The sequence below is a fragment of the Streptococcus sp. DD11 genome, from assembly GCF_001578865.1.
In the GTDB taxonomy this organism is placed as follows: domain Bacteria; phylum Bacillota; class Bacilli; order Lactobacillales; family Streptococcaceae; genus Streptococcus; species Streptococcus panodentis.
The window spans coordinates 95,440-100,108 of the sequence record NZ_KQ969392.1; the positions used below are offsets into that span (position 1 = coordinate 95,440).

The 4,669-nt window shown below is 51.0% G+C and carries 2 protein-coding genes; both read right to left on the bottom strand.

The genetic code is table 11. The features are described from left to right. Window positions 1–338 precede the first annotated feature (338 nt). The gene (locus tag STRDD11_RS00485) at window positions 339–2,876 is read right to left on the bottom strand and encodes an SEC10/PgrA surface exclusion domain-containing protein (RefSeq protein ID WP_128834320.1); all 2,538 of its coding nucleotides are present in this window, start codon (window positions 2,874–2,876) and stop codon (window positions 339–341) included. Window positions 2,877–3,231: 355 nt separating this feature from the next. Continuing rightward, the gene (locus STRDD11_RS00490) at window positions 3,232–4,446 is read right to left on the bottom strand and encodes a pyridoxal phosphate-dependent aminotransferase (RefSeq protein ID WP_128834323.1); all 1,215 of its coding nucleotides are present in this window, start codon (window positions 4,444–4,446) and stop codon (window positions 3,232–3,234) included. Window positions 4,447–4,669 lie beyond the last annotated feature (223 nt).

Below are 4,669 nucleotides of genomic sequence, written 5' to 3' on the forward strand. Positions count from 1 at the left end.
AGAAACAAAAGAGTGAAGGGAACTAAATTTTTAAAAATTTAGTTCTTATACAGTATCTTCCAAAAGATCCATCCCTCTGTGGGTGAGGGCACAGCCATCATGGGAGTCTGTCCCACCGCCATCAGCCTTGCTTTTGACACTTCCTCACTGTCTTTTATCCGCAATCTCAAAGCAGTCCTTTGAGCAGCTCACCGCCTATCATTTTCTTATTTCAAAATGATAGGCTGAAACTGTCCTCCAGACAGGTTCACTGCTAAAAGCAAAGGAAAAGATTCTACATGAATACTTCCAACTGTTTCCCAACTAAAAAACAGCCAAATCTGGCTGTTTTTTTACACCTACTCACGTGTTTTCTTTTTGTAAAAAAGACTCAGAACCATGAGAAGCAGCAAGTGCCCGCTGAGCAGGATCCAATGGGATAGATCATGACCTGTCTTAGGCAGGCTGTTTTCAGAAGCAGCTGCCTGTCTGTGCTTGGCCGCTGCCTGATTGGCAGGATCAGCCGGCTGAGAATAGGCCGCCAGAACCGGCAGATTTTGCTCAGCTGCAGCTAAAATAGACTGATAATGGCTGAGCCGTTCTGCTGCTGTCTGATCAGCATAGAGCTGGGACAGACGGTCATAAACGGCCTGGGCCGCTGCCTGAACAGCCATCAGCCGGGCCAGTACGGCCTCCTGCTCCGCTTGGGCTGCCAGCTTGGCATCGTAGTCCGCCTGGGCTGCTGCCAAGGCTGCCTGCGCCTGAGCCAAGTTTTCCTCAGCCTTTTCCAAAGCTGAAGCATTATCCTGCGCGGCCTGAACAGCGGCCTCAGCTGCAGCTACAGCTGCCTGCAGGCTGTCTCTCTTCTGGACTGCCGCTGCCAGAGCGCTTTCTAGCTGTTCCAGCTTAGAGCTTTCGGCCTGCAGATTTTCCTGAGCAGAAGTCAGGGCATTTTGAGCCGAAGCCAGCACAGCTTGCGCCTGTGCCAGGTTTTCCTGTTTGGCAGCTTCATCTAAATCAAGATTGGCCAGTGCTGCCTGAGCTGCTTCCAAGGCTGCCTGATCAGCAGCCAGCTGCTGCTCTGCAGCTGCTAAATTGGCCTGGGCCTGAGTCAGACTAGAGCCGGCTGACTGGGCTTGCGCCAAAGCGGCTTTGGCAGCCTCTAAAGCTGCGGCAGCCTGATTATAGCTGTCTTGTGCTGCTTGTTTATCAGCTTGAGCTTGCTTATCAGCTGCTAAGGCCGCATCGTACGCTGCCTGTGCCTGAGCCACTTTCTGCGGATCCGCTGCGCCGCTTCCTTGGCTGGCTGCAATCGGATTCGCATTGAAATTATTTTGAGTAGCATATTTGACCTGATCCTCGGAGACCAGGGTAAAATGAGCCATCGTAATGTCACTTTCCGTGGAGAAGTCCACTCCCAGATAGTTCTTTTGACTGCCGGTGTTCAGGCCGGAGATTGACTTAGCATGCAGCCATTCATATCCGTTGAACATGAACTCAACCAGCGATTCATAGATTCGCTTTTTCATCTCAGCCACACTCAGCTGGGAGACGACTTCCTTCCAGATGAGGGCGTTTTCATAATACTGCTGCCCCTGCTGTTCCTGCTCTGCGCTCGTTGTCGCAAGACCGTACTCACGCGCCACGCGGTTGATTCCCCAAGCATCATGATGGTATTTGTTCATCAAATCCCATGACCAATTATCCTTACGATACTCCGCAGCCACCTTATCGGCAAATTCCAGTGAGGAAGGAGTCACAAGGGTCTGACCAGTCCCCATCTGGCCGCGCAGCTGGTTAATGAGCTCTGAAGCAAACAGGGAGAGCTCCTGACGAATATTCTGCGGGATGTTATTGGTATCAACCATCACCTTGCTGTCATTAGGATCCGCTACATAATTGTTATAAGCTCTGACGGTGGCATTCAGGCCAGCCAGAGTCGCTTCAATCTGACTGATTTGCGCTTGCGTCGTATTGGCGTCGGCCAGCTGTTTCAGGGCTGCGATATACTCCGGCGTCATATAGAGCTTATTCTGATTGTTGGATACCGTAGCAGCCGCCTGAGCAGCAGCTAGATTCTGCTGGGCCTGATTCAGAGCAGTCTGAGTCTTGCCAGCCTGAGCTGTCTTTGCTTCCAGATCTGCCTGAGAAGTTCGCAGAGTCTCTTCAGCCTGTGCTTGATTGGTTTTAGCCGCTTGCAGAGCAGCTTGGTTTTGGCTGTCAGCCTGACTGGCCTTGGCAAGGGCAGATCGTGCCTCCTCTGCTGCTGCTTTATCCGCAGCCACCTTTTCCTGAGCGCTCTTGACCTTCTGAGCAGCCTCAGCTGCACTTTCTCCACTCAGATCGGCCTGCGCCTGCGAAACACCTCTTTCTGCCTGCGATACCTGGCCTTCCTGCAGCTTGACCTGCTCCTGAGCTGTCTGAACAGCAGCCGCCTGACTATCGCGCTGATCCTGAGCAGCGGTCACAGCTTGGTCAGCCGCAGCCAATTCTGACTGGCTTGTTGCCAGCTGATCGGTCTGCTGAGCGACTTGCTGCTTGGCCTGCTCAATAGCTTCCGGTGTCGCCTGAGCAGCAAGCTCCTGCGCCCGGTCGGCATCACTTTTGGCCTGAGTGAGCTGCTCTTGGGCTGCCCCAGCAGCTGCCTCAGACTGTGCCAGATTGGCCTGACCTTGATGAAGGGACTGATTCGCCTGATCCAGTTCTGCCTGAGCAGCCGCCACTTGCTCCTGCGAAACAGCTGGAGCCGCCTGAGCACTGTCGGTCTGACTGTGACTATTTGCCGCCTCTGAATGAGCGGCATCCTCAAGCGTCTGATCCGCCTGCACTCCTTCTGCAAGGAGCAGAGACAAGGCTAAAGCCCCAGCTGACAAAGCACTAAGCTTTTTTTTCGTCATTCATATTCTCCTTTAACTCTTTTTATCATTGCAAAAACAAATGATACTTTCATTCTATCATGTTTACGTTCCATCTGAAAGATGTCAACTCTTTTTTTGGACACTTTTCGCTAAAAAGCCAATTCATTGTCATCAGACTGTTATGAAAAAATCATGGACAAATCCTTTTAAAACCTAAAGAAAAACAGGGCAGCCCTTCAAACAGGCTCCGTTTTTTTACAATTATCCGCATTATTTTACAATTTAAAGACAAGAAAAAGCAGCCCCAGCTTTTACATCCAAAAACAGAGGAGCGGGATCGCTGCCCTGAAGCTCCTTTTGAAAATAAAAGCATGCAGCTGCTGTACCATCCGTCTTAACGGCGGTACTGATGCAGGAAACGCGTCATTTTTTCCTGAATTTGAGCCAACTCATCCACCCGCGGGAGGTAAACGATACGGAAGTGGTCCGGCTCCTTCCAGTTAAAGCCGCGGCCGTGAACCAGCAGGACCTTCTCCTGCTTGAGGAAATCCAGCACAAACTGTTCGTCATCATCAATGCGGTACATTTCCCGGTCAATTTTAGGGAAGATGTAAAGACCGGCTTTGGGCTTAACCGCTGACAGGCCCGGAATATCCTGAACAGCCTGATAAATAAAGTTCCGCTGCTCGTAAATCCGGCCGCCGGGCAGTAGCAGCTCATCTACAGACTGATGGCCGCCAAGCGAAGTCTGGACAACCTGCTGGGCTAGCACATTGGAGCAGAGCCGCATATTGGACAGCATATTGAGCCCTTCGATATAGCCTTTGACATGATGCTTAGGTCCAGACAGCACCATCCAGCCGACGCGGAAACCTGCAATGCGGTGGGACTTGGAAAGTCCGTTCATGCTGACGCAGAACAGGTCTGGTGCCAGACTGGCTACCGGCGTGTGGACATTGCCGTCCATGACCATGCGGTCGTAAATTTCATCTGCAAAGATAATCAGACTGTTCTGACGGGCAACTTCCACAATCTCCAACAGAAGCTCTTTGGGATAGAGGGCACCGGTCGGATTGTTGGGATTGATAATGACGATGGCCTTGGTATTAGAGGTAATCTTAGACTTGATGTCCTCAATGTCAGGATACCATTCTGCCTGTTCATCACAGATATAGTGCACAGCATTGCCGCCGGCCAGACTGACAGCCGCTGTCCAGAGCGGATAGTCCGGCATAGGGACCAGCACCTCATCCCCGTCATCCAGCAGACCCTGCATGGACATGACAATCAGCTCGCTGACGCCATTACCCAGATAAATATCGTCGATGTCCACATCTGGGAAACGTTTCAGCTGGCAGTACTGCATGATGGCCTTGCGGGCAGAAAAAATCCCCTTGGAATCCGAATAGCCTTCGCTGTCCCGCGCATTCATAATCAAGTCGTGAATCACTTCATCAGGAGCGGTAAAGCCAAACTCAGCCGGATTTCCAGTGTTGAGGCGGAGGATCTTTTCCCCATTGGACCGCATACGCATAGCCTCTTCCAAGACCGGACCGCGAATATCATAGGCAACATGTTCCAGCTTGCTGGATTTGTTAAAATCTTTCATTATGTTTATTCCTCAATTCATCAGAATGTTATCATTATACCACCAGAAAAAGCGATTGACAATCACCAGCAGCCATTTTTCTGAGCCGGAAAGCCCACGGTGCCAGGACAAAGGCAGGAAAGATTTTTAATTAAAAAAATCCTCTCTGGATTTCAGCGTTCGGAGAGTGGGACAACAATCGGTCAGACGGAGTCTTCGATCTTGTCAGAATGATACACTTCGA

What these genes read in the sequence shown, in the direction of transcription:
- STRDD11_RS00485 (WP_128834320.1), bottom strand. Translation starts at nt 2,876, where the DNA reads ATGACGAAAAAAAAGCTTAGTGCTTTGTCAGCTGGGGCTTTAGCCTTG.
- STRDD11_RS00490 (WP_128834323.1), bottom strand. Translation starts at nt 4,446, where the DNA reads ATGAAAGATTTTAACAAATCCAGCAAGCTGGAACATGTTGCCTATGAT.